Annotated in this window: 34 protein-coding genes and 1 pseudogene; 30 read left to right on the forward strand and 5 right to left on the reverse strand. The window is 40.7% G+C overall.

The features are described 5' to 3' along the window. From NQ782_RS00005 to NQ782_RS00025, 5 genes and pseudogenes are all read right to left on the reverse strand, one after another. Positions 1 to 298: pseudogene (locus NQ782_RS00005) on the reverse strand (hypothetical protein); the annotation flags it as partial. A gap of 14 nt (positions 299 to 312) precedes the next feature. Then, on the reverse strand, positions 313 to 1,080 hold the full coding sequence (locus NQ782_RS00010; RefSeq protein ID WP_000206152.1) for a hypothetical protein: 768 nt from the start codon (positions 1,078 to 1,080) through the stop codon (positions 313 to 315). An 11-nt stretch (positions 1,081 to 1,091) separates the two neighbouring features. Further along, the gene (locus NQ782_RS00015; protein ID WP_267581135.1) at positions 1,092 to 1,415 is read right to left on the reverse strand and encodes a hypothetical protein; all 324 of its coding nucleotides are present in this window, start codon (positions 1,413 to 1,415) and stop codon (positions 1,092 to 1,094) included. Between the two features lie 2 nt (positions 1,416 to 1,417). Next, positions 1,418 to 1,858: a hypothetical protein gene (locus tag NQ782_RS00020; RefSeq protein WP_267581137.1), complete on the reverse strand. Its 441-nt coding sequence runs from the start codon at positions 1,856 to 1,858 to the stop codon at positions 1,418 to 1,420. A gap of 227 nt (positions 1,859 to 2,085) precedes the next feature. Then, complete coding sequence (locus NQ782_RS00025; RefSeq protein WP_031946637.1) at positions 2,086 to 2,877, reverse strand: LexA family transcriptional regulator; 792 nt, start codon at positions 2,875 to 2,877, stop codon at positions 2,086 to 2,088. Between the two features lie 2 nt (positions 2,878 to 2,879). Between NQ782_RS00025 and NQ782_RS00030 the strand changes: the two genes are divergently transcribed. The 30 genes from NQ782_RS00030 (at position 2,880) to NQ782_RS00175 (ending at position 21,291) form a co-directional block, all read left to right on the forward strand. Beyond that, a complete protein-coding gene (locus NQ782_RS00030) occupies positions 2,880 to 3,128 on the forward strand; it encodes a Cro/CI family transcriptional regulator (protein ID WP_000210973.1) in 249 nt (82 codons plus the stop codon). Between the two features lie 54 nt (positions 3,129 to 3,182). After that, positions 3,183 to 3,683: a phage regulatory CII family protein gene (locus tag NQ782_RS00035; RefSeq protein ID WP_267581138.1), complete on the forward strand. Its 501-nt coding sequence runs from the start codon at positions 3,183 to 3,185 to the stop codon at positions 3,681 to 3,683. Positions 3,684 to 3,734: 51 nt separating this feature from the next. Further along, positions 3,735 to 4,061 carry a hypothetical protein gene (locus NQ782_RS00040; protein ID WP_032050713.1) on the forward strand — a complete coding sequence of 109 codons (327 nt, stop codon included), beginning with the start codon at positions 3,735 to 3,737 and terminating at the stop codon, positions 4,059 to 4,061. Continuing rightward, on the forward strand, positions 4,058 to 5,014 hold the full coding sequence (locus NQ782_RS00045) for a helix-turn-helix domain-containing protein (RefSeq protein ID WP_267581140.1): 957 nt from the start codon (positions 4,058 to 4,060) through the stop codon (positions 5,012 to 5,014). The genes NQ782_RS00040 and NQ782_RS00045 overlap by 4 nt, the downstream gene beginning before the upstream one ends. Then, on the forward strand, positions 5,011 to 5,130 hold the full coding sequence (locus NQ782_RS00050; RefSeq protein ID WP_139844218.1) for a putative phage replication protein: 120 nt from the start codon (positions 5,011 to 5,013) through the stop codon (positions 5,128 to 5,130). Before NQ782_RS00045 ends, NQ782_RS00050 begins: the two co-directional genes overlap by 4 nt. Further along, positions 5,127 to 5,525 carry a hypothetical protein gene (locus tag NQ782_RS00055; protein ID WP_086335803.1) on the forward strand — a complete coding sequence of 133 codons (399 nt, stop codon included), beginning with the start codon at positions 5,127 to 5,129 and terminating at the stop codon, positions 5,523 to 5,525. Before NQ782_RS00050 ends, NQ782_RS00055 begins: the two co-directional genes overlap by 4 nt. After that, positions 5,522 to 5,929, forward strand: coding sequence for a hypothetical protein (locus NQ782_RS00060; protein WP_267581142.1), 408 nt, complete (start codon positions 5,522 to 5,524; stop codon positions 5,927 to 5,929). Before NQ782_RS00055 ends, NQ782_RS00060 begins: the two co-directional genes overlap by 4 nt. Then, positions 5,926 to 6,624 carry an adenylosuccinate synthase gene (locus NQ782_RS00065; RefSeq protein WP_267581143.1) on the forward strand — a complete coding sequence of 233 codons (699 nt, stop codon included), beginning with the start codon at positions 5,926 to 5,928 and terminating at the stop codon, positions 6,622 to 6,624. The genes NQ782_RS00060 and NQ782_RS00065 overlap by 4 nt, the downstream gene beginning before the upstream one ends. Further along, entirely contained in the window at positions 6,617 to 6,874 is a 258-nt protein-coding gene (locus tag NQ782_RS00070) for a hypothetical protein (protein WP_267581144.1), read from the forward strand. The genes NQ782_RS00065 and NQ782_RS00070 overlap by 8 nt, the downstream gene beginning before the upstream one ends. Positions 6,875 to 6,886: 12 nt before the next feature. Next, a complete protein-coding gene (locus NQ782_RS00075) occupies positions 6,887 to 7,303 on the forward strand; it encodes a DUF1064 domain-containing protein (protein WP_267581145.1) in 417 nt (138 codons plus the stop codon). Next, on the forward strand, positions 7,304 to 7,975 hold the full coding sequence (locus tag NQ782_RS00080; RefSeq protein ID WP_267581146.1) for a hypothetical protein: 672 nt from the start codon (positions 7,304 to 7,306) through the stop codon (positions 7,973 to 7,975). Positions 7,976 to 8,104: 129 nt separating this feature from the next. Continuing rightward, positions 8,105 to 8,485, forward strand: coding sequence for a hypothetical protein (locus NQ782_RS00085; RefSeq protein ID WP_267581175.1), 381 nt, complete (start codon positions 8,105 to 8,107; stop codon positions 8,483 to 8,485). A gap of 3 nt (positions 8,486 to 8,488) precedes the next feature. Further along, positions 8,489 to 8,800: a hypothetical protein gene (locus NQ782_RS00090; protein ID WP_125268250.1), complete on the forward strand. Its 312-nt coding sequence runs from the start codon at positions 8,489 to 8,491 to the stop codon at positions 8,798 to 8,800. Between the two features lie 57 nt (positions 8,801 to 8,857). Next, positions 8,858 to 9,058: a hypothetical protein gene (locus NQ782_RS00095; protein ID WP_125268249.1), complete on the forward strand. Its 201-nt coding sequence runs from the start codon at positions 8,858 to 8,860 to the stop codon at positions 9,056 to 9,058. A 43-nt stretch (positions 9,059 to 9,101) separates the two neighbouring features. Then, positions 9,102 to 9,362, forward strand: a complete 261-nt coding sequence (locus tag NQ782_RS00100; protein WP_125268248.1) for a hypothetical protein — start codon at positions 9,102 to 9,104, stop codon at positions 9,360 to 9,362. After that, positions 9,352 to 9,786, forward strand: coding sequence for a hypothetical protein (locus tag NQ782_RS00105; protein WP_125268247.1), 435 nt, complete (start codon positions 9,352 to 9,354; stop codon positions 9,784 to 9,786). The genes NQ782_RS00100 and NQ782_RS00105 overlap by 11 nt, the downstream gene beginning before the upstream one ends. Next, positions 9,755 to 10,396, forward strand: coding sequence for a putative metallopeptidase (locus NQ782_RS00110; RefSeq protein ID WP_125268246.1), 642 nt, complete (start codon positions 9,755 to 9,757; stop codon positions 10,394 to 10,396). Before NQ782_RS00105 ends, NQ782_RS00110 begins: the two co-directional genes overlap by 32 nt. A gap of 58 nt (positions 10,397 to 10,454) precedes the next feature. Next, positions 10,455 to 10,919 carry a DUF2280 domain-containing protein gene (locus tag NQ782_RS00115; RefSeq protein WP_019767562.1) on the forward strand — a complete coding sequence of 155 codons (465 nt, stop codon included), beginning with the start codon at positions 10,455 to 10,457 and terminating at the stop codon, positions 10,917 to 10,919. Next, positions 10,909 to 12,402 (forward strand): phage terminase large subunit, encoded by a 1,494-nt coding sequence (gene terL, locus NQ782_RS00120; protein WP_002120468.1) that lies wholly within the window; start codon positions 10,909 to 10,911, stop codon positions 12,400 to 12,402. Before NQ782_RS00115 ends, terL begins: the two co-directional genes overlap by 11 nt. Beyond that, complete coding sequence (locus tag NQ782_RS00125; protein WP_267581150.1) at positions 12,378 to 14,528, forward strand: phage portal protein; 2,151 nt, start codon at positions 12,378 to 12,380, stop codon at positions 14,526 to 14,528. Before terL ends, NQ782_RS00125 begins: the two co-directional genes overlap by 25 nt. A 58-nt stretch (positions 14,529 to 14,586) precedes the next feature. Beyond that, positions 14,587 to 15,738 (forward strand): HK97 family phage prohead protease, encoded by a 1,152-nt coding sequence (locus NQ782_RS00130; protein ID WP_057061375.1) that lies wholly within the window; start codon positions 14,587 to 14,589, stop codon positions 15,736 to 15,738. A 65-nt stretch (positions 15,739 to 15,803) separates the two neighbouring features. Beyond that, positions 15,804 to 17,336: a hypothetical protein gene (locus tag NQ782_RS00135; RefSeq protein WP_023187815.1), complete on the forward strand. Its 1,533-nt coding sequence runs from the start codon at positions 15,804 to 15,806 to the stop codon at positions 17,334 to 17,336. Positions 17,337 to 17,384: 48 nt separating this feature from the next. Further along, positions 17,385 to 17,771 carry a hypothetical protein gene (locus tag NQ782_RS00140; RefSeq protein WP_086249925.1) on the forward strand — a complete coding sequence of 129 codons (387 nt, stop codon included), beginning with the start codon at positions 17,385 to 17,387 and terminating at the stop codon, positions 17,769 to 17,771. A 5-nt stretch (positions 17,772 to 17,776) separates the two neighbouring features. Beyond that, on the forward strand, positions 17,777 to 18,328 hold the full coding sequence (locus NQ782_RS00145) for a head-tail connector protein (protein WP_267581153.1): 552 nt from the start codon (positions 17,777 to 17,779) through the stop codon (positions 18,326 to 18,328). Then, complete coding sequence (locus tag NQ782_RS00150; protein WP_267581154.1) at positions 18,325 to 18,795, forward strand: HK97 gp10 family phage protein; 471 nt, start codon at positions 18,325 to 18,327, stop codon at positions 18,793 to 18,795. The genes NQ782_RS00145 and NQ782_RS00150 overlap by 4 nt, the downstream gene beginning before the upstream one ends. Beyond that, a complete protein-coding gene (locus NQ782_RS00155) occupies positions 18,792 to 19,232 on the forward strand; it encodes a hypothetical protein (RefSeq protein WP_050676547.1) in 441 nt (146 codons plus the stop codon). Before NQ782_RS00150 ends, NQ782_RS00155 begins: the two co-directional genes overlap by 4 nt. A 55-nt stretch (positions 19,233 to 19,287) precedes the next feature. Beyond that, the gene (locus tag NQ782_RS00160) at positions 19,288 to 20,055 is read left to right on the forward strand and encodes a hypothetical protein (protein ID WP_016802933.1); all 768 of its coding nucleotides are present in this window, start codon (positions 19,288 to 19,290) and stop codon (positions 20,053 to 20,055) included. A 6-nt stretch (positions 20,056 to 20,061) separates the two neighbouring features. Further along, positions 20,062 to 20,376, forward strand: a complete 315-nt coding sequence (locus NQ782_RS00165) for a hypothetical protein (protein WP_068553284.1) — start codon at positions 20,062 to 20,064, stop codon at positions 20,374 to 20,376. Between the two features lie 68 nt (positions 20,377 to 20,444). Continuing rightward, a complete protein-coding gene (locus NQ782_RS00170) occupies positions 20,445 to 20,636 on the forward strand; it encodes a hypothetical protein (protein ID WP_050459172.1) in 192 nt (63 codons plus the stop codon). 85 nt (positions 20,637 to 20,721) lie between these two features. Then, complete coding sequence (locus tag NQ782_RS00175) at positions 20,722 to 21,291, forward strand: hypothetical protein (RefSeq protein ID WP_002114637.1); 570 nt, start codon at positions 20,722 to 20,724, stop codon at positions 21,289 to 21,291. The last annotated feature ends 84 nt before the right edge of the window (positions 21,292 to 21,375 follow it).

A 21,375-nucleotide genomic window follows, 5' to 3' on the forward strand; every position in this document is an offset into this window, starting at 1 on the left:
CAATTAATGCGTTAGTTTTGAAATCTAAAACATAAACCGTAGGTGAATATGTACTGATTACATAAACTTCCTGACCCTCTTCATACTCATCAATAGTTAATGGCTTTGTGAATGTAATGCCAGCCAGTTCAATAGTTTCGATTTTGATGCAGAATTCAAAACCCGGTTTGCCAAAAACAGAAGCGGGGAATTGATCTAAATCGGCAAAGTCCAACATGTCTCCGGCTGGACGACATAGAACAGTTTTACCGTTTTGAAGAGCTGCAAATGCTTCAGCTGCAGTTAGTAAGTTAGACATAAATAGCTCTCCTTTTAGTGATGTAACGACTGTTGTTGCTGAACTTGCTGAGGATTGTTTTTAGGTGCCCAACCCATCTGATCGGCACGTGCTTGGCATGCTCTATTGATACCCGCCTCATACGTAGTACCTTTAAACTTCTTAATCGCAGCATTTAAGATGTTGGTGTCTGGTGCATCTTTAATTGCTTTTAATGCATCTTGATATAGTTGGTCCTGAGTACGAGGCGGCTTCTGGTTACCACCCTGAGCGATTGTCTGATTATTTTGATTTGTATTTTGACCTGCTGGGGTAGAGGCATTTTGCTCTAGATAGGCATAGTCATAGTTGTATAGATATTTACTTCCATCAAAATTACCGAGGTAGACATCAGCTGCCACACCAATAGCTTTAAACGCTACACCAAGAGCATCAGTAACGGCCTTTTTATAACCTTCATCAATCGCTACTAATTTGCCCTTTTGAACTTCAACAATTGCTGAACCGCCGTTGCCGAAAAATTCCTCACCCCAAACACCATCAATCTTGGTTTTTACTGCTACTTCAGCAAAAGCCATAATGGTTCCATCTGGCGCAGTTTCGGACCACAAACGCACATGTCTATAAGTCCAGCCATGACCAACAGGTCCAAAGGCCTGAGTCATAGCCATTAATCGCCATTGAGGGTTAATATCTGATTTACCTTTTAAATAACCAAACTCAATTTTTTTAAGAAAATTGGTAGGCGTTTGCTTAACTGCATTCCAGATATGTAAGTTGTCTTTTGAGTTTTCAGTTGTCATTTTTCTTATCCTCATCTAGAGCCGGTGAAGCCGCGTTTTTGCTTGTAAGCTTTGCGGTCATAAGTAGGGATATTTGTTTCACGCAGTTTTATAGCGAGCTGCTTTCTGCGCTGAAAATCGATTTCTTGGGTGAGTTCATTCCAAACTTTTGGATAAGAAGTTTGGAACCTAAACACATTTAAAGGCGTCTTAACTCCGTCTTTAACTTTGTAAAGAACTGAGCCATTAGCATTAGATGCGTACACTTGCCAGCCAATACGAACTGAATACGGCCCTTTATCATCACGGCCTAAAAATGACTTGTAGCCGTCAGGGTGTTTTTTGAAATTAGTCATCTTTAAGCCTCCACCAACTTGTTACGTTCGATGAAGCCTTTTAGAAGGCCATTGATGTTTCGGATGTCTTCAAATTCGGTGAAATCGTTATATGACTTACCATTAACATCAGTAATTTCATTTACTGTGAGTTGAGTAATTTCAACAGCAGTGAATTCAGAACCCGGAACGCCGTAGCTGTCTGGATGAGCTTCAAAATCAAAGCTAACGTTTAAACGGAAGCTATCTAATTTAATTACAGCAACGCCAGAATGTTTACCTGTGATTTTTGCGGTTAAAACCCTGTAAGTACTTGGTTGCGTTTTTGGAGTAAATAGAGAAGGAGCTTCTTTTGTTTGGAAAGCTGGCTGCAATTGGCAAGCAACTAAAGAACCACCAGAGATTGCAAGAGCAGCCATGCTGACAAATGCAAATGAGTTGAATGAGTTTACTTTTACGTTCATAATTGATCTCGCAGTTTGCAAAAGCACATCGAGAGGTAGGAGGTTCGGTGTGCTTTTTTGTTGTCTACGAGACAAATACTACTTTAAGTAGAAATTAAGTCAATACATAGTAGGGATTATTTCCTACTTAAAGTTGTATATTATTAGTTTTAAATAATAAAAAACCCACAAAAAGTGGGTTTAAAGTAAAAAATTAATAATTGGTTTCAAAGAAAATAAGCTGAAATTCAATAAATATCTCGGTACAAGCCAACCACTTTTCCAACAAGGCGGCAATCTTCGGAAAGTTTAATAATTTTATCAGGCCAGTCTGGGTTCAATGGTTCCAAGAATTTACTTGTTCCTTCGCCCTCAATGATAAGCTTTTTAAAAGTCGCCTCTGAATCGCCAGCGCAAGCTACAATTACAAGATCATCTGTTTTAAGATCAAATGTTTGAATGTCTGGATTCACATATATTCTATCACCCGGTAGAAAGGTTGGAGCCATAGAATATCCTACTACTTTTAAAGCATATCCATTTTTCCCGCATCTTTTATTTGGCGGTAAATATTCTTCAATTTCCGTATCTTTCAAAACTGTCTCAATCGGTGTAAATGAACCAGCCGCAACCCAAGAGATTACTGGAACCCTGCGTCCTTCGAAACCAACTTTATCTGATAAATCAATATTATTGTCTAACTTAGTGCCATGGTCTAAGTAACTAATTTCCACTCCAAAAATATCAGCCAATGTTTGTAGCTTTTCAATTCTTGGTTTAGCAGAACCGAGTGTATATCTACGAGCCATCTCATAAGAAACACCAATAGCATTTTTTAACTCATTGATAGTTTTAATTGGAGAGTCTTTTGCCTTCATCAATGCGTTGAGTCGGTCCGCAAAGTCTTTGTATTTAGCGTCATCCATCAAAATAGGCTTCTTTTCTACTGTGGGTAGAATTTTACTATCAATTTTTAGTTGCACCAATTCTATTTTTGGTAGTATATTTCTTTCTACTTTAAGTAGGTTTTTTGGTGTCATTTATGACTACTCCACATGAAGCATTTAATAACGCTGTGACTTTTGCAGGGAGCATCTCAGCTTTAGCTCGAAAAATAGGGGTTACACCTTGGGCTGCTAGCAAATGGAATCCTGAGAAAATTCCAGAAGATCGCTGTTTGAAAATTGAGGAAATTACTCAGGGTCAAGTTAAGGCAGAACAATTACGACCAGATATTAACTGGGAATATGTTCGCAAGAACCTTAAGAAGCAAAACCAATCCGTGAGCTAATTCTCACAAATTAGCAAACGTGCGTATACGTGAAATTTAAAGAGGGATTCACATATGAGTGAAATCAACTTAAGCCCAGAGGCTAAAACAGCAATTTACAAGATGATTCACCAGTCACAAGGAGTTACGCCGCAAGAAATTGCAAACGTACTTGGTGACTCTTACAAGAGCGTACTTAATTACGCAAACCCAAATATGGAAAGCCATTTACCAAGTATTAAGAAGCTTGAGGCAATGATTCAGTTTACACGCAACCCAGCTTTAGTTAAGGCATGGGCACACATGCTTGGTTATGTTCTAGTGCCAGCTAATCAAGTGGATGAGAAAGGCCATGAAGTCAGCATTGTTGAAACCTTGCTACATATAAATATTAACAATGGCCAAACCAATCAACAGGTCCACAAAGTTTTAGAGGATGGAGTTGTTACACCTGCGGAATTAGCAGATACAGAAGAAATCTTAGAAGAAATGGAAAACCACATTCACCAGTTGCGTGAAGCACTTAAATCAGAAGCAGCAATCTACATTTCAAAATCACAAAAAGAAAAAGCTTGATCTGCGAAATCAAGCTTTTAGGTGATTCATTAATTTCAAGGGTCAATGAATATGCAAACTAATTTAGCAAACCAAACAGCTAAAGGCAATCTGCAAGAGCAGAAACGTCAGCAAAGTTACCAGTCGTGGCATGAACCAGCTTTAAAAACTTTGTCGGATTTGTTGGAAGGACGCAAAGCGAACTTAAAAAAACGAAACCATGACGTAAATCAAGCGGCAGTAACGCGTGATGAGTTTATGCAAGGTCTGGTGGATGAGTACGGAGTGCATGGCATAAATCTCTACCATGCTGGCGTAATTATATCGAGTCTTTATAGAGCTAAGCGGATCCGCTATTTGGGCTCATTCATTCAGGCGAATGAAGAGGGGGATAAATGAGCTTAGACGCTACTGTGTGGGCTTGGAAAAAGAAATTCACTCAAGCTAAGGGTGGTTCGTCTCCAGCTCTAAAAAAATTAGTGCTGCTTTCAATGGCTGATCGTGCGGATGAGCAACATTGCTGTTATCCGAGTTCAACACGTTTGGCTGATGACTGTCAGATTAATAAAAAAACCCTTTTTAAGATTCTGGATGAGCTCTGTTCTGAGGGATTAATTTTCGATACTGGTGAAAGAAAAGGCAGAACAAAGCAGGTAATTGTCTATCGTTTAATTGGTGTACAAGGTCGAGAAAATACAGTACCAACGTTGGAACAGTTAGGCTCAGAAAGCCTTGATACACAAGGGGAAGATTTTGAAACAGTACCAACATTGGAACAGTACCAACATTTCCAGCAAACAGTACCAACATTTCCAGTAAACAGTACCAACGTTGGTACACGGAATCTATCAAGTAATCTTTCAGATGAATCTAAAAATAAAAAAACTTGGCTTTGTTTTAAAAAACTTCGTGAAGAAATTTTACTTTCTGACAAGTCTGTAGATTTTGATCAACTCGTAATGGAGTCATGGTACCACCGTGAATTAAGAGCATTTGAACTCAACAATGCATCAAAGAATCTTTGTGATGATCTTTTGATTTTCCATTTTGCTGATTGGTTGCTGAATGCAAAAGCTAAATACGAACGCCGTCAAAAAGCATCACAACCGGCTAAGTCATTTTCTGGTGAACAAAACAATTCAACCGGTTTAAGTCAAAAGCAGATTGCTGTCTTCGCTGACAAGCTTTCTAAACATCCTGAGTTTTCTAGCAAGTATGCCGAAGGTAACGAGAGCTATGAACAACTTGCAGCACGGATCGCAGTAAAACTCGCAGATCCTGCACAACAGCAAAAATGGATGCCTTACCTCATTCAAGTTGGATTTCAACAAGGCAAAGGAGCAGCAGCATGAATAAATTCGAGATTTTAGCGTGGGGGTTACTCATTTCATGTTTTACCGCAGCTATTAGCGGTGCGGTGGTTTTGTGGTGGTTGGCACGTAAAGAACATGATGAGGTGAAACAATGATTAAAGCAGAAGTTACTGTTGAGGGCGACTGGTTAAAAATTGGTAATCGCAGTATTCGAATGAACCAATATCTTGATTGGGTTGTTCTATTAGATGGGGTAGCAGAAAAACAATTTCGCTTACTTGAAGATGCTATCAAACATTGTTTGGAGCAAAAATATGATTGGTCTGTAATTCCTGCACACGTCAAATTTATGGCCACAGATGAGGATGGGATGGCATGTGGTTGGTTGGTTGAGCCTCATATTGTTGGTAATGCTTGGAGAAATCAATCACATCTTTCAGCGTTTTTTAACTTAACGAAACGCCAAAACCCCTTCAGAGGTGATTGGAAAGACTCACTTGAGAAACGTCCTGAATATGTAGAGCCAGTGCTTAAGGATGGTGAAAAATGAGTCATTTTCAAGATGTGCAAACTATTCAGGTTGATAAAGACAAGCAGGTTATTCAATTCACACTCAAGCGTGAAATTAGTGAATGTGATCATGGCCATATCCAAATTTCTGAAGAAGACAGTGAAGTTTTATGCACTGACTGCAATACGAAATTAAACCCTGTTTTATGGATAGCAAAATATTTAAAAGATCTAAATCAAGTTACTCAGCGCAATAACCGGATGTTAGCGGAGGTAAGAGTAATTCAGGCAAAACTTCAAAATAAAAACAAATTTATGTGCAAGCACTGCCATGAAGTAAATGAAATTGACTTTAAAAAATTACCTTCACAAGCAGCTGTTACACGTGGAATGTCTGTAATAGACCAAGAGTTTGAAGGTATGAAAGTGGAGATAAGCCAATGAGCAAATTAACGCATCGTCAGCTTTGTGAAATTGGTGCCAAGTTTTTAAAACGTCCTGAGTCAGCAAACGGTCATGGCTGTCATTTCACCATTATTGAGGCTTCATGCTATGGCGAGAACCCTGATGTTTTCGGTGTACGTCACGGTATCCATTCGCACGGACTTGGAACGTTCTTACTTGAAGCTAAAACAAGCCGGTCAGATTTCTTAGCGGACCGCTGTAAACCACATCGTTTAAATCCTGAAATGGGTATGGGCAAATACCGATATTACATTTGCCCAACTGGATTAATTAAGCCAGAAGAGCTACCAGCTAAATGGGGCCTAATTTACGTAAGTGAAAAAGGCACTTGTAAAGTAATTGCTGGGGTTTTATCAGCGCCCAAAATTAAATATTTCTGCCAATGGTCAAAGAAAAATAAAAGTCATTTCGATCATGGGAAAGTAGAAGAGAACTTTAAGACTTTAGCTTTTGAAGTACGAAACATCCAAAACGAGATGAATCTTTTAACGATGGCCTTAGCACGTTTACAGGATCCTGAGCAGATCCTCTACATGCAGCGCAACTACACCCGTTTAGAGCAAAAGAACTTTGAGCAAGAAGGGCAGATCAGGAAATTACAGCAAGATTTGAAACATAGAGGCTTAGTTTCAACTGTACATGAATTGGGTAAAGGGGGATTAGCCCATGATTGAAAAAGTAATTCTTTTAGGCGTAATCGCCTTAATCCTCATCGGTTTTATTAAGTCTATGGCTTATTTCTTGGCGCCTACTGTAATGCTTAAACATTCCGTTGAATACCACAATGAAAGCGCCAGAGGGAAAAAGCGCACCTTGTTTAATATCAAGAATGGCAAATTAAAAGTTGTTTTCTTAAGGGTGATCGCTTTGGTTGTTTTTGTATTTTTTGCTTTAGCTCTAAAAGTTTTAATTAAGTTTCTGTAGTGGGGCTAAGTAATGACATCGATGAGCCTTGTTGATTACCGTGCAAAAGTTAAAAAAAACCGAGAGGGGGATAAACCTAAACAAAAGCGAAATAAGTTTAATGCATCAAAAATCAAATTGGATGGGATGACTTTTGACAGTAATAAGGAATTTAAGCGCTACATAGAGCTTAAAGCCATGCAGCAAAGGGGAGAGATTAAAGACTTGCGGCACCATACAAAATTTGAGTTAGCACCAAGAACCAAAATTGAGGGGGAAAAGAGAGTTAAGCCCGCATTACGTTACTTTGCTGATTTTACGTATTTCACCGCTTTGGGTGTTTACGTTGTGGAAGATGTGAAATCAGTAGCTACAAGAAAACTGCCGAGTTATCGCAATAAAAAACACTTGATGAAAACTGTACACAATATCGATGTAAAAGAGGTCTAAATGGAAAAGCATAATGAATTAAGAGTAGCACATGATTTACATCGATTACTTTTTTCACCGAGCAATCCGAGAGTAGATTTCACATTGCTAGACTTGGCACAAAAAACTATGGATGGATTTAAGGACAGTGTAGGGGGCGCACCGACTTATGGAAGTAAAGCAAATTCAGCCGCTTTAATGATGCAGGATATGGCAGCAGAACAATATGCATTGTTGTGGGCTTTGGTGCGTTCAATTACGCCGTCAGATCGACATTTTGTTTTATTGCATAATTTACTTACCAGTGAAATACGTTTGAAGTTTCAAAAGGACGGTTTTAAAACAAAGCAGATCACTACCAAAGAAGCCGCTAAAGGTGTGGCCAGATCTGCATTAATTCAATTTCTGTTTAAACGTGGGTTGTGCACTAAGTGCAATGGTAAGGGTTTTGTATATTCAAAACTTGAGCTGAAACATATTGATTGCAGTAAATGCGAAGGCAAAAAAGAAAATGCCTACAATCAATCCGAGAGATACCGGCTTTCAAATTTAACTATTGATCGTAAAGCCTATATCCGTACTTATGAACAGTATGAAAAATTTGCTATTGATGTGCTAGGGAAATGGCGTATAGACCTTGATTCACATTTACGTGGTTTTTTTCGTCATGCTTCAGAAGAATATGATTTATGATTGCATAGTCCCAAAATTACGGGTATATTTTTCTATACTGGTCGTAGCTGTAAGCATCTGACCAACTTTAAATTAAGCCTGCATTTATTTGCGGGCTTTTTTATTGCCTATAGAAAAGTGAGCAAAGAAATGCACAACCAACATCAAAAGATCAAAGGTTATCGTGACCTAAGTAAAGAAGAAATTGATTTAATGAACCGCATTAAAGAGAAAGGTGCGGAATTACTTGCGCTTCAAGCTGAATTGGCTGGACGTCTTGATACTGATGCAGAAGTTAAATTAGCTAACGCACGTCGATCTATTGAAGGGCATGAGTACGAAGGTCGTCCTTATAATGTTTATAACGGCAATACGGATGAATGTCGTGAATATCGACGTTTTGAAGAAGCTGAGCCATTGCGCTGGGCAGCGATTGGGAAAACTGATATTCAAACAGGCATCATGGCTTTAGTTCGTGCAGTAGGCCAGCAAGCTACAATTCAAATCACTGCATCCATATCAGGAGTATAGGGCATGGGTAATACATGGCATGCTGACCAAGACAATAATATGCGCCCAGATGTTGAAGGGTTGCCCTGTCCATTCTGTGGATGTACTCATGGTTTAGCAGTAGATTCAGATTCTCATGATTTAAAAGAACATGGAGTGATTTGGTCAGCTCGCGCTTTTTGTCATGAATGTGGTTCGCAAAGTCCATCTACACATGTAACCACTTGGCCCGATCACCCATTAAGTGATGAAAGAATTTATGTTGATTGGGAAAACGAACGTGAGGTCGTAAATCTCGCCGTTAAGATCTGGAATATAAGAGCCAATGCAGAATAGATATTAAATTTGATATGATTGGGTAAGAAGTTTTAATAAAAATTGAAAGGATATTCCATGACTTCAAGAGAATTTAAAACAATTACTGGCAAAACATTAGTTATTGAATTGCCTAATGAAGGCCCTTGTAGGCATAAAGAAATTGCCCCAATAAGTCTTGCTGAGGCTATGGGATACCATTGGGGATACATGCATAGATGTGTGAGTTGTGGGATGAATTTTAATGCTGAAGAGCTAGCTAATTTGAAGGAAAGTTAAAAGAACTTCAAAAAGCCTGTATTTTATTTTGGGGGCGCTGAGATTGCGCCTTTTTGCTGCATTGTGCAGCGGTATGGCCCCGCTAAATATCGATTATTGGCGGGGCCTTTTATTTTCTGGTGGATTTATGACAGACAAAGTTGAAGCAAAAAAATCTTTAGAGTTCTGTCGTACTGAACTCGGTAAATACCAAAGCCTTGCAAGACAGGGATTAAGCATTGAAGAGCTAATGACCATTGATAAAATTATTATCCGGTTCAAGGAAAGTATTAAAAATATAGAGGATGCCTTAAATGGATCCTGATAAATATTTTAAGCTGACCGGCAAAAAGGAGCCTAAGGCTAAACCGAAAACTAGACCTTTGCCTAAGGCTACTCAAAAATATTTAGAAGCTGAAGCAACACTACAAGAAGAATTAACGGATCTGGCAATTGGTTTTGAAAGCAAGTTTCAACCAATACATACCAAAAATTGGCGTTTTGATTTTCATATTGTGAAATTGCGCTTGCTTATTGAAATAGCGGGTGGCCCTTGGTCTGGTGGCCGTAGCGGTAAGCTATCAAATAAGGCTTGGAGTCTTGATCGATATGATCAGGTTGAAGAATTGGGATATAAGATTGAGCGGTTTCATCCAGACTCAGTTTTGTCAGGTCATGTAATTAATTGGATTACAGCCAAATTAGAGAGTTTAGAAAATGGAACAGATCCGACCATTTCCACCAATTGACTTACTTGAACAGGCAGAAGCTGAAGAAGCTTTACGCTTAGCACCGGCACAAGATCTTAAAGAATGGGTGGTAAAGAATTTTTTAACTATTGGTGGGCCACTTCATAATCCTGACCATGACCACATAGCAGAGCTGCTGCATGATAGTGATGAGTTTTTAGCATTTGCATGGGCGTCTTCTGCATATAAGAGCAAACAGTCTGCTGTACTGGGCCAATGTGAAAAGGTCATGTTTAATGTCGGAGGCTGGCGCAAAGCCCGCCAAGAGCAGCAAATGCGGGATTGGTTTGGTTTTGTTCCAACATATTTAATTACTATCGATGCTTCATTTTGTGATGAAGCTAACGACAATGAATTTTGTGCATTGTTAGAACATGAGCTCTATCACATCGGCGTATTAAAAGATGATGATGGGGAAATTATCTATAGTGATCATACTGGCCTACCTAAACATTATTTAGCTGGCCATGACGTTGAAGAGTTCATCGGTGTTGTGAAACGCTGGGGCGCAAGTGAAAGCGTCAAGCGTCTTGTTGAAGTTGCGAAAAACCCGCCGTTTGTATCAGAGCGGGATATTTCAAAATGCTGCGGTAACTGTGTAATTAATTGAGCCTTAGGGCTCTTTTTTTTGCCTTGTTTGTTGTACGTAGTTGTACGGAGTTGAATTTATGGCAGCACTAAAAGAGCCTGTAAAAATCTTTATTGTTCAGTCTCTTGCTTGCCGTGATACCCCTCAAGATGTAGTGGAGAGCGTCAAACAAGAATTTGATGTAGTTATTACCCGAAGCCAGTGCCAAGCATATGACCCAACGAAATATCAAGGCCGCAATTTAAGCCCAAAATTCAAGGAGCTTTTTGAGAAAACTAGAAAAGATTTTGATGCCGGCTTGGTGGACATTCCGATTGCAAATAAGTACTACCGTTTGAGGCAGTACCAAAAGTTTTTGGAACGAACACGAAATCTAAAAACGGGTATGAATATCCTCAAACAGGCAGCTCAAGACATTGGCGGGCAATTTACCAATCGTCAAGAAATTACAGGTAAGGACGGCGGGCCAGTTGAAACGGTCCAGTCAGCGATTACAAAAGAAGAGTTTCTTAAGGCGAGGAGGGAAGTACTAGATGAGTACTAATGCGGCTCGGGATGAAGCAATTCAAATTGAGGCGCAAGAAGACTTATATTTTTTTACTAGGTACATGTTTAAAGAGCGCCGTGGGTACAAATGGTTGCAAAACTGGCACCACTTAGAAATCTGTAAGGCTTTAATGAAAGTCTATAACGGGGAGACTAAGCGGTTAATTATTAATGTTCCACCTCGCTACTCTAAAACAGAAATTGCTGTAATTAATTTTATGGCTTGGTGTTTCGGCAAAAAGCCTGATTCTGAGTTTATTCACATCAGTTATTCGGCAATGCTGGCCGCTAATAATGCATTCCAAATCAGGGGCCTTGTACAAGAGGAAGCTTATAAAAAGGTTTTTCCAGATTTAGCATTACGCGAGGATAGTAAAGCCAAAGACTTTTGGCGTACATCTAAAAATGGTGTCTGCTATGCCACTGGTACTGGCGGTACCATCACCGGCTTCGGTGCGGGGAAGATGCGAGAAGGCTTTGGCGGGTGCATCATTATCGATGACCCACACAAAGCACATGAGGCATCATCTAAAACAATCCGCGAAGGTGTTATTGAATGGTTTCAAAATACCCTTGAGTCTCGTACAAACTCACCAGATACCCCGATTATTGTCATTATGCAGCGTCTGCATGAGGATGATTTGGCCGGGTGGTTATTAGGTAAGAGAAAAGACGGCGTACCGGTTGCTGGTGGTAACGGTGATGTATGGGAGCACCTTTGTTTATCTGCTATTCAGCCTGATGGTTCAGCATTATGGCCAGCTAAGCACTCAATAGAGCGACTTAAGATAATGGAGCAGGCCGCGCCGTATGTCTTTGCTGGCCAATATCGACAATTACCGGCACCACCTGCGGGTGGTTTCTTTAAGCCGCACATGATTAGTGTTGTTGATGCATTGCCGGCAACAACAAAACAAGGTTGTCGAGCATGGGATCTAGGCGCTACTGCTGATGGTGGAGACTATACCGCAGGTCCTAAAATCTTTGATGGTGGAGATGGTTATTGGTACATCGCTGATATGGTCCGTGGTCAGTTTGGACCTGATGAGGTGGAGACAACCATTAAAAATACTGCATCCCGTGATGGGGTGAATATCAAAATCAGATTGCCGCAAGACCCCGGTCAGGCAGGCAAGTCACAAGCTAAAAGTTTTGTTAAAAAACTATCAGGTTATTCCGTTGTTGCTAAACCTGTTTCGGGCGATAAGGCAACAAGAGCACAGCCTTTTGCAGCTCAAGTAAATATCGGAAATGTGCGTATGTTACGTGGGGCTTGGAACGATGACTTAATTGAAGAATTAAGGAATTTCCCTAACGGTACTCATGATGACCAGATAGACGGGTGCTCCGATGCATTCAATGAGCTTAACGAGGGTAATTTGGGCTTATTAGAACATCTGGAGGAACAGGCAAGACTTGCAGAAGAATCACAATCTAAACAGGATACAGCGCAATCATGGCTAGATCTAATGGAAAAATAACGTCACTTGCTGCTGATGTGGTGCAAATGTTTGCTCATGGTGTTTCAAATATTGGTAACGCTTGGTTTGGGCCTTCCCAACCTTTGGAGCCAGTGGCACCAAAAGAACAAACCTCAGGGCGGCAATTTGATTACGCAACATCTTTCAACGTCAATTCCAGACCTCGGCAGGGTGAGGCTTTAACTTATGACCATTTAAGGGCGTTTGCAGATAACTATGATCTTTTACGAATCATTATTGAGACACGTAAAGATCAGATGGCCAAGCTTCCTTGGGTTATTCGTCTTAAAGACAAACCCAATACTGATGCAGATGAAGCGCTTGTACATGATGCACGTTGTGAGGAATTAACAAACTTCTTTGCATTTCCTGATAAGGAGCACTCTTGGGATGCGTGGTTGCGTATGTTGCTTGAGGATCTATTGGTTATAGATGCACCTGTAGTTTATACACGCAGAACACGGGGCGGTGAAGTGTATGCAGTTGAACCAATTGACGGCGCAACTATTAAACGAGTATTGGACATTTATGGCCGTACACCGTTGCCGCCTGAGGCAGCATATCAACAGATCTTAAAGGGCTTACCAGCAGTAAATTACACCCGTGATGAGTTGATTTATTTGCCACGTAATCCACGTACACACAAGGTATATGGATTCTCACCAGTTGAGCAGATTGTCACGACAATTAACATTGCTCTACGCCGTCAAGCTCATCAATTGGGATTTTATACCGATGGTAGTACACCAGACTTAATTTTTCAGGTTCCCGCTGAATGGACGCCTGAACAGATTAAACGCTTTGAGGATTACTGGAACTCGTTACTTTCTGGAAATATCCATGAACGACGGAAGACACGTTTTGTGCCTCAGGGTGTTACGCCATTCGATACTAAAGATAAGGCAATGAAAGACGAGTATGACGAGTGGATAGCTCGGATTGTCTGTTTTGCCTTTTCAATTAGCCCTCAGGCTTTTGTGAAGGAGATGAACCGAGCAACGGCCCAAACAGCACAGGAAGCAGCTTTAGCCGAAGGATTAGCGCCGTTAATGCTTTGGGTAAAATCCTTGATGGATCGGATAATTCAGCAAGTATTTGGTTATTTAGATATAGAGTTCAAATGGGATACTGAAGAATCTGCTAAACCAAAAGAGCAAGCGGAAATCGATAAAATCTATGTTGAAGCAAAAGTGCTGCACCCTGATGAGGTGAGGGCCGAGCGGTTTAACATGCAGCCTATGGATCCTGCATTAAGGTCTTCATTGAACCCAGCGACATTATTGCTGCAGCCGCAGCAAGTGGATGAAAGCAAGCCTACTGATGAAGCAAAGGAGAAGTTTGCAAAGTCAAAAAAGTATGTAGCTCCAATCGATCGGGAACGGGAAAAAGTGGAGCAAGTACGGGAACAACTAAAGCAGCAGATTCACCAGTTCTTTCAGGAACAAGCCAAGGATGTAGCCATACAGGTTGTGACAGCAAAGGATCAACTTGGGAAAAGTATTAAGGATAATGTCAGTAATATTCTTGATGGGCTTAGTTTTGGTGCTTGGTCTGGTATAGCTGCATGGATTAGCGATTTAACAAGTCAATTGGCAGTTGATGGGGTAGAGGTTGCTTTAACCCAAATCAATGCAGAGCTTGAGAAAAAGGCGCTTAATCTGGCAAATGAGCAGGCAATTAAGTTTGCCGAAGATCGAGCAGCTGAGCTAGTCGGAATGATTTGGCGTAACGGCGTTTTGGTCGAAAACCCAAGCCCAATATTTAGTATCACTGAATCAACTCGGGAAATGCTGAGAGCTACAATCACACAAGCATTAGAGGAAGGCTGGAGTAATGACAAATTAGCCGATGAAATTGGCAATAGTCATGCATTTAGTGAAGATCGTGCGGAAATGATTGCAAGAACTGAAACAGCCATAGCAGACGTACAGGGCAACATGATTGCCTATAAAGCTGCTGGGGTTGAGTCAAAAGAATGGATGGCCGCACCAGATTGCTGTGACGCATGTCAGGAATTGGATGGAAAAATTATTCCTATCAATGAATCTTTTGTGGCTGGCAGCTACTTCAAAGACGCACCACTTCACCCTCATTGCCGATGTGACACATTGCCAGTAGTGACATGATTTTTAACTTTAACTGAACCACCTTAACCGGTGGTTTTTTTACATCTGAGGTTTTCTTATGAAATTAAAAAAACTTTTTGGAGCAATCCAGAAAATTCAAGATCAGGACGATGGAACAATCATTGTTGAAGGTGTGGCATCTACTGAAGATGAAGACAGCGATAAGGAAATTGTGAAAGCTGATGCCATGCGTTCAGCTATTCCTGATTACATGAAGTTCGGTGCAGTCCGTGAAATGCATCAACCCCTTGCAGCTGGCACGGCGTTAGAAATTAATGTAGATGACAATAATATCACTACTTTAAAAGCTCACATTGTTGATAGTGAAGCAATCAAAAAAGTTAAAACTGGTGTCTACAAGGGTTTCAGTATTGGTGGAAGTGTTACCAAACGGGATGATCTTAACAAATCAATTGTTACGGGCATTCAGTTGGTAGAAATCTCACTGGTAGACCGCCCAGCAAACCCAAGCGCCGTGATTACCTGTTATAAAGCGGATGGTTTATCTGCTGGCGAAGAAAACGCAATTGATCCGCTAACTAAGAGCATGGGCGATGTAAAGGAGATGGCCAATGTACTACAAGACATCATGTGGCTCATTTACTCCGTTAAAGACGAATCTCGCTGGCGTGGAGATGACAGCCCAATCCCTGAGCAACTCCGTGCATGGATTGAATCAGGCGCTGAAATCTTTAGCACTATGGCTCAAGAGGAAGTTGCCACAATGGTTGCACGCGCTAATGAAATTTGTAAGGCCGAAGGGTGTGAAAACTTACGAAAGGCCGAAGTCATCGTATCGAATCCAACAAAAGCAGAGTTGGATGATATTCGTCAGACCATTGAAAAATGTGCAGAGAAAATTTCTAACATCAAAGCCTATAGCCCAGAAGATGCGAGTGCTCCAAATGATGCGGCGCAAACTCAAATCGAGAAAGGAGCGGACGCAGGTGAACTTAAAAAGGTCACAGATGATTTAACTTTAACTAAAGCAAATCTGGCCAAAGTCGAACAAGAGCGCGATACGTTGCAAAAGCGTGTCACTGAACTGGAGAAACAACCTGAAACACCAAAAGCTGCGTTAATGAACCTTAGTAAAGCGGAAGATACAACCGTTATTAAAAAAGATCAGGTTGAGCCGGTGCTAGATGGTAACGGCGAGGTCAATGAAATCGCAACAATGATTAAAAGCGCGCAAGCACAACGTATTTAATCAATTAGTCCTAAATTAAATTTTATGCCCGCTTTTGCGGGCTTTTCTTTGGCGGGAGATAACACATGCCAGATTTAAATGACGCTCTAGATGCAATCAAAACCGCTCAGGGTAAAGCAATGCAAGATACTAATGACTTAACCAAGTCATTTACACAACCCGATGGCCCAACTACAGGCCTACAGGCATATGACTTAGAAGCTCCTTCTAAAAAGTTTTATCCTGTATTAACTCCTTTACGTAACAGTATTTCCCGCGTGACGAATGGTTTTGCAACTCAAGCGAACTGGCGTGTAATTACTGCAATTAACGTAAATAACCAACGTGCAGGGGTTTCTGAAGGGCGCCGTGGTGGAGTTATCCAACATAAAACAGAAGATTACTTTGCTTCTTTTCGTGGTTGGGGCTTAGAAAATAGCGTTACTTGGGAAGCTGATTATGCTGCTAAAAATTTTGAAGATGTCAAAGCTTTGGCAGTACAACAAACCCTTGAAGCAACTATGATCGAAGAAGAGCGACTAATCATTGGTGGTAATACTTCTTTGGCTATGGGTACTACACCAACACCAACACTTGCAGCAGTTGGCACAGGTGGTACGTTGGCTGCTCAAACATGGTCGGTTATCTGTGTTGCCCTTGGTCCACAAGCTTATTTAGATGTGGTTGGGGTGAATAACGGCGGGATTGGTCAGCAATTCGATGCAAGCTCAAAAGTACCAAGCAAAATTACCCGTACAAATGCAGATGGTACTACTGAAGAGTTTGGCGGTGGTTCGGCTCGTAAATCAACGGCAGCCACTGTAGCCACTACAGGTACAACCAGCTCTATCACAGCTACAGTAACACCAGTTATTGGGGCAGTTGGTTATGCTTGGTATATCGGGGCGGCAGGATCTGAGCGTCTAGTAGTGGTTTCAACTGTTAACAGTGTGATTCTCAAGCAAGCGGCAGATCCAAACGCACAGTTAGCAAGTACGTTAGTGGATGAAGATAACTCTACAAGTACAATTGATTTTGACGGACTTTTAATCCAAGCATTTAAACCTAGTAGCAATGCATATGTAAAAGTTATGCCTACAGGTACTGCTGGTGTTGGTACCACACTAACAAGTGATGGTGCTGGCGGTATAGTGGAGTTTGAAGAAGCTTTTGAATATTTCTACCGCAAATATCGCTTAAGCCCTGATGTGATTTACGTTAGTACGCAAGAGTTATTAACCATTACATCTTTAATCATCAAAAATGGTGGTGCTCCATTACTACACTTGAATGTAGATGCTAATAACCCTGCATCTCTTCAAGCAGGTGTGGTGGTTGGTAGCTATCAGAACAAGATTACTGGCCAGCGCGTTCCTTTGCGTATTCACCCTAACTTAGCGGCTGGTACCATCTTTATGTTTACCTCACGCTTGCCTTATCCATTGGCGAACGTTGGTAACATCGTACAGATGAAAATGCGCCGTGATTATCATCAAATTGAATGGCCACTACGTACACGCCGCTATGAATATGGTGTGTATGCAGATGGGGTGCTTCAACATTACGCACCTTTCTCGATGGGTATCATCACCAATATTGCAAAACCAGTTCAATCTTAAATTTATTGCCCAGCCTAATCCGCTGGGCATTTTCTTGGAGTAAAGCAAATGGGATTATTTAAAGCCCCTGAGGGTGTGACATCGGTTAGTGTCGCAGGTGTAGAGCTTGAAGTTAAAGACGGTTTTGTTGAGACAGATGAGAATATCTGGCCATTTGTAGAGCCGTTAGGTTTTACGGTTGGGAAGCCGGATGATTTGGTAGCTCTTCGTGAAGCCGCAGCTAAAGCCGCTAAAGCAGCTGAGGCCGCAGCCAAAGAAGCGGCAGAAAATGAAAAGCTGGCTAAGGCTAAAGCCGAGGAAGAGGCCAAGGCAAAAGCGCAGGCAAAAGCGGATGCAGCCGACAAAGCTAAAGCGGAGGCTGAGGCCGCAGCTGCTGCTAATGCATCAGCTCCAGCTGAAGCAGATGCCGACAAAGCTAAAGGTAAAAAGGCGTAATCAATATGGCACTTACAACATTAGAAAAAGTTAAGGAGTTTTTAGGGCTTAAATCGTCTCAACTTGAAGCAGATGCCTTACTTTCACGCATGATCGATGCTGCAAGTGCCTTTATTGAAAATTGGCTAGAGCGGGAAGTCTTAAGACATTCAGTAACTGAATATCGAGATGGAAACGGAAAATCTGAACTAGTTCTAAAAGAGCCTGATATACGCCTTATTAGCAAAGTTCTTGTAAATGGTAGGGTAATACCAGAATCGTCCAATTTTCACGACTACGGTTATCGATGGGCTGATTGGTGGTTAATTTTGCAAGGTGATTGCTTTCATCATGGCCGGCGAAATATTCAGATTGAATATGAAGCCGGATTTGATGAAGTCCCGAGTGATATTGAACAAGCTGTAATTGACCTTGTAGCGCTACGTTACAAGGAAAAAGACAGAATCGGTATACAGTCTAAAACATTGGCAAATGAAACTATTTCATTTTTCATAGGCGAATTAACTCCATCGGCAAGAGCAACACTACAGCAATATAAGCGAGTTGTTCCAATATGATGATTAATTATCATGTTGATGGTGATGCAAAGCTAACAGGTACAGTTGATCAGATTGATGAAGCGGTTAGGCAATCTATTGTCAGATCCACTCTTAAACTTTTGATCAAGGTGAAACGAGAGAAGCTTAGCGGCCAAGTACTCAATGTACGAACTGGACGTTTGCGCAGATCCATCACACAAAAAGTTATAGATCTAAGCAATGGTGTTACAGGTATTGTCGGTACTAACGTTGAATATGCTCCTCCTCATGAGTATGGATTCAATGGTGACGTAACAGTAAAGGCTCATTTGAGAATGATCAAAATGGCTTTTGGTAAATCTATTAGTCCTAAGCAAGTCAGTATTAAGACTCACACACGTAAGGTTGATTTGCCTGAAAAATCTTTTTTAAGGTCTGCCTTAGAAGAGATGAGAAAGGAGATTAAACAGGATCTGGAAGTATCAATACGGCGGGGCATAGCATGAGTATTAATCGTGAAGCAATTTTTATAGCTCTCTTTGATCTATTAAAAAATATTGATGGTTTTGTTACTGCTGAACGGCGTTTAAGACATTGGAATGATGTGCCTGACATTGAACAGCCATATTTATGTTTAGCCCAAGGGCAGCAAAGCGTAGCTCAAGGCAGCCCAGCTACTGGTGTAAAGCCTAAATGGACGTTATATGCAGACATTTATTTATACGCACGTACAACCGGTGAGCAGGTTCCATCTAGTGTGCTTAATCCATTAGTCGATGCTATTGAAGCAGCTTTACAACCGGAATTTCCAGAAATTGAAAAATGTCAGACTTTAAATAGTTTAGTTACTCATTGCTGGATTGATGGAACCATTGAAACAGATGAGGGTACGTTAGGTGATCAAGCCGTCGCCGTCATACCGATCAGCATTTTAGTTAATTAATTAAATTTTCACCAAAGACCTGCTTTTTAGCAGGTTTTTTTATGGAGTATTACATATGGCTCAGTATTCATTTGGTGTGGGTAATCTATTTGCTACACCATTATCTGATGCATACGGCGCACAGATTGCCAAACCAACATCTTTCGAGCTTGGGATTTTACAAGATAACTCGGTTGATTTTAGCTTCGATGTAAAAGAGCTTTATGGTCAAGGGCAGTTCCCTGTAGATATTGCACGTGGTAAAGGCAAGATTACAGGTAAAGCAAAAGTTGCTCGTTTAAATGGTCTTCTGGTTAATAGCATTTTATTTGGTCAAGCCATGTCTACGGGTTCAGCTACAGCAGTGGCGCGCTCACTGACTGCTACACCAGTGCCTGTAGGTGGAACCGTTACACCAACCCCGCCAAATGCTGGGGTTTTTGTTGCGGATCTAGGTGTAACTAATGCAAAGGCTGTTCCATTAACGCGTGTAGCATCTGCACCCGCAGCAGGGCAATACTCAGTTGATGAGTCTACAGGTGCATATACATTTGCTACAGCTGATGCAAATTTGCCGGTGTTTATTAATTATCGGTATTCCACAACTATGGCCGGTGCGAAGTCTTCAACAGTTATGAATTTGCCAATGGGTGAGGCGCCGTCATTCTCGTTAGATCTTCATAAGGAGTATCACGGCAAAATCTTAACTCTGCACCTCTTCAAATGTGTCAGTACAAAAATGTCTCTTGCCGGCAAGCAAGACGATTACGATACGCCAGAATTTGAGTTTCAGGCGTTTGCTGATGATTTAGGTCGTGTATTTGATTGGTCAATTTCGGAGTAAAAGTAAATGCAATTTAACCAAGTTGATAACCCACGCGGAAACGAAAAAAAAATTGCTGGCCAGAAATGGATTTTTGCACCGGCTCCTTTGGGGGCTATTGAGCGTTTTCAGGATCAATTAAGCTCGGCTTCAGTGCCGGTAGCAGTCATTATTGATATGGCCCACATTTGTTTAAAGCGAAATTATCCTGACATTACCCGTGAATTTATTGCGGATGAATTGATTGATATCGGCAATATGCAAGAAATTTTGGATCTTGTGGTAAACGTTTCTGGTCTTGACCATAAAGGCGACAAAGAGGCAACCGATTCGGGGGAATAGACTGGGAGGAGCTTTACACTCATTTAGTGCTTAAAACTGGTAAGGACTATGATTACGTACGTAATGAAATGGACTTACCACGTTTAAGAGCAATGAATGCTTATAACAAAAAGTTTCCTCCCGAAGAGGTTAATCTTCATCGAATTTACTTGATGCTGGCTTGTTTCTTTGGTGTAGATAAAGATGAGCCAGAGGATGATATACCAGAGGAAGATTTGCCAGATATTTTAGAAACATTAAAAGCATTCCCGCAGGGGTAACTTAGGTTGCCCTTGTATTTTTAAAAGACAATAAATAATGAGTTTGTTATCTTATTTTTGACTTTATAAAATTTGGTAAAAACCAATGAATAAACTATTCATTCTTTTAACTGGACTATTGTTTTCTGTTTCCTACTCACATGCTAGTACTGAGTTGCAAGATAAACAAAAAATATTGGAGATGATGAAACAATATTCAGGCTTAGTTTCTTGTATGTCATCCTTTTCAAATGATCCTGAAAATAAAGACCCTACCACAATTAAAGATATTCAAACAGTCGAATACGATCCTAAACAATCCACCTTTGTATTTTATGTTTTATGGTCTGGTGATCATGGGTGTGGTGGTGGATCAGGTAGTATGTCAAGTTTTGTGACTGAAGTTGCCAAATATGGCGATTGGAAGCCATACACAATACAAACTGATTATGCTTTTGGGGAAAATATAGGCTTTAACTATGTTTATATTGAGTCAATAAGAAAAATTAATACTAATAAATACGAGGTTGTTAGTTGGGATTACGCAGACGATAAATATGGCGGCGAGGATGGTGGAAGCAATTTTCCTGCAAATAAGTTTAAATATACTTTAGAGCGCGAACGGTTTGAACCTTGGAAAATTACCCATCAAGCACTATTAGAACAAAGAAAATAGTCTCTTAAATTTATGAAATAAAGGCACCAATTGGTGCCTTTTTTATTGGAAGTAATGACCCGCTTAAGCGGGTTTTCTTATGCC

This window comes from Acinetobacter sp. BD54, from assembly GCF_044778325.1.
Lineage (GTDB): Bacteria > Pseudomonadota > Gammaproteobacteria > Pseudomonadales > Moraxellaceae > Acinetobacter > Acinetobacter baumannii.

Bases quoted from the DNA above. Each gene is read 5' to 3' on its own strand.
- NQ782_RS00010 (WP_000206152.1), bottom strand. From the start codon at position 1,080: ATGACAACTGAAAACTCAAAAGACAACTTACATATCTGGAATGCAGTT.
- NQ782_RS00015 (WP_267581135.1), bottom strand. From the start codon at position 1,415: ATGACTAATTTCAAAAAACACCCTGACGGCTACAAGTCATTTTTAGGC.
- NQ782_RS00020 (WP_267581137.1), bottom strand. From the start codon at position 1,858: ATGAACGTAAAAGTAAACTCATTCAACTCATTTGCATTTGTCAGCATG.
- NQ782_RS00025 (WP_031946637.1), bottom strand. From the start codon at position 2,877: ATGACACCAAAAAACCTACTTAAAGTAGAAAGAAATATACTACCAAAA.
- NQ782_RS00030 (WP_000210973.1), top strand. From the start codon at position 2,880: ATGACTACTCCACATGAAGCATTTAATAACGCTGTGACTTTTGCAGGG.
- NQ782_RS00035 (WP_267581138.1), top strand. From the start codon at position 3,183: ATGAGTGAAATCAACTTAAGCCCAGAGGCTAAAACAGCAATTTACAAG.
- NQ782_RS00040 (WP_032050713.1), top strand. From the start codon at position 3,735: ATGCAAACTAATTTAGCAAACCAAACAGCTAAAGGCAATCTGCAAGAG.
- NQ782_RS00045 (WP_267581140.1), top strand. From the start codon at position 4,058: ATGAGCTTAGACGCTACTGTGTGGGCTTGGAAAAAGAAATTCACTCAA.
- NQ782_RS00050 (WP_139844218.1), top strand. From the start codon at position 5,011: ATGAATAAATTCGAGATTTTAGCGTGGGGGTTACTCATTTCATGTTTT.
- NQ782_RS00055 (WP_086335803.1), top strand. From the start codon at position 5,127: ATGATTAAAGCAGAAGTTACTGTTGAGGGCGACTGGTTAAAAATTGGT.
- NQ782_RS00060 (WP_267581142.1), top strand. From the start codon at position 5,522: ATGAGTCATTTTCAAGATGTGCAAACTATTCAGGTTGATAAAGACAAG.
- NQ782_RS00065 (WP_267581143.1), top strand. From the start codon at position 5,926: ATGAGCAAATTAACGCATCGTCAGCTTTGTGAAATTGGTGCCAAGTTT.
- NQ782_RS00070 (WP_267581144.1), top strand. From the start codon at position 6,617: ATGATTGAAAAAGTAATTCTTTTAGGCGTAATCGCCTTAATCCTCATC.
- NQ782_RS00075 (WP_267581145.1), top strand. From the start codon at position 6,887: ATGACATCGATGAGCCTTGTTGATTACCGTGCAAAAGTTAAAAAAAAC.
- NQ782_RS00080 (WP_267581146.1), top strand. From the start codon at position 7,304: ATGGAAAAGCATAATGAATTAAGAGTAGCACATGATTTACATCGATTA.
- NQ782_RS00085 (WP_267581175.1), top strand. From the start codon at position 8,105: ATGCACAACCAACATCAAAAGATCAAAGGTTATCGTGACCTAAGTAAA.
- NQ782_RS00090 (WP_125268250.1), top strand. From the start codon at position 8,489: ATGGGTAATACATGGCATGCTGACCAAGACAATAATATGCGCCCAGAT.
- NQ782_RS00095 (WP_125268249.1), top strand. From the start codon at position 8,858: ATGACTTCAAGAGAATTTAAAACAATTACTGGCAAAACATTAGTTATT.
- NQ782_RS00105 (WP_125268247.1), top strand. From the start codon at position 9,352: ATGGATCCTGATAAATATTTTAAGCTGACCGGCAAAAAGGAGCCTAAG.
- NQ782_RS00110 (WP_125268246.1), top strand. From the start codon at position 9,755: ATGGAACAGATCCGACCATTTCCACCAATTGACTTACTTGAACAGGCA.
- NQ782_RS00115 (WP_019767562.1), top strand. From the start codon at position 10,455: ATGGCAGCACTAAAAGAGCCTGTAAAAATCTTTATTGTTCAGTCTCTT.
- terL (WP_002120468.1), top strand. From the start codon at position 10,909: ATGAGTACTAATGCGGCTCGGGATGAAGCAATTCAAATTGAGGCGCAA.
- NQ782_RS00125 (WP_267581150.1), top strand. From the start codon at position 12,378: ATGGCTAGATCTAATGGAAAAATAACGTCACTTGCTGCTGATGTGGTG.
- NQ782_RS00130 (WP_057061375.1), top strand. From the start codon at position 14,587: ATGAAATTAAAAAAACTTTTTGGAGCAATCCAGAAAATTCAAGATCAG.
- NQ782_RS00135 (WP_023187815.1), top strand. From the start codon at position 15,804: ATGCCAGATTTAAATGACGCTCTAGATGCAATCAAAACCGCTCAGGGT.
- NQ782_RS00140 (WP_086249925.1), top strand. From the start codon at position 17,385: ATGGGATTATTTAAAGCCCCTGAGGGTGTGACATCGGTTAGTGTCGCA.
- NQ782_RS00145 (WP_267581153.1), top strand. From the start codon at position 17,777: ATGGCACTTACAACATTAGAAAAAGTTAAGGAGTTTTTAGGGCTTAAA.
- NQ782_RS00150 (WP_267581154.1), top strand. From the start codon at position 18,325: ATGATGATTAATTATCATGTTGATGGTGATGCAAAGCTAACAGGTACA.
- NQ782_RS00155 (WP_050676547.1), top strand. From the start codon at position 18,792: ATGAGTATTAATCGTGAAGCAATTTTTATAGCTCTCTTTGATCTATTA.
- NQ782_RS00160 (WP_016802933.1), top strand. From the start codon at position 19,288: ATGGCTCAGTATTCATTTGGTGTGGGTAATCTATTTGCTACACCATTA.
- NQ782_RS00165 (WP_068553284.1), top strand. From the start codon at position 20,062: ATGCAATTTAACCAAGTTGATAACCCACGCGGAAACGAAAAAAAAATT.
- NQ782_RS00170 (WP_050459172.1), top strand. From the start codon at position 20,445: ATGGACTTACCACGTTTAAGAGCAATGAATGCTTATAACAAAAAGTTT.
- NQ782_RS00175 (WP_002114637.1), top strand. From the start codon at position 20,722: ATGAATAAACTATTCATTCTTTTAACTGGACTATTGTTTTCTGTTTCC.